This window comes from Cupriavidus sp. 05T313 (assembly GCF_056396665.1).
The window spans coordinates 1-360 of sequence record NZ_JBFTLX010000720.1; the positions used below are offsets into that span (position 1 = coordinate 1).

Here is a 360-nt window from a genome sequence, read left to right on the forward strand (position 1 = left end):
GATCTGCATGACCACTGACAACGTAACCACCAGCCAGATCCCCGGGATCCCCTCAAGGTTCCTGACCCGCAGCGAAGCTGCCCAATACTTGCGGCGCTCCACCGGCACGCTCGCAAACTGGGCAGCGAAGCGGAAAGGCCCCGTCTACTACCGCCAGGAGGATGGCGCCGTTGTCTATGCCATCGAAGACCTGGCGGCATGGATGTCAGCACAGCGAGTCCTCCCGAGGGCCGCGTAATGGGCAACATCGCGACGCCTCCCGGCTCCTGGGGCAAAATACCAGCGGCAAAGCAGGGGCCTGACGGCCGATGGACGGCGAACGGCCGCTACAAGACACTGGACGGCAAATCGCTCCAGCGC

The 360-nt window shown here is 64.2% G+C and carries 1 protein-coding gene; it reads left to right on the forward strand.

Annotation, left to right across the window (positions count from 1 at the left end):
* Positions 1-238: helix-turn-helix domain-containing protein (locus AC1DKD_RS42545; RefSeq protein ID WP_477144909.1), on the forward strand; the 238-nt coding region annotated here is incomplete at its 5' end.
* Positions 239-360: the final 122 nt, after the last annotated feature.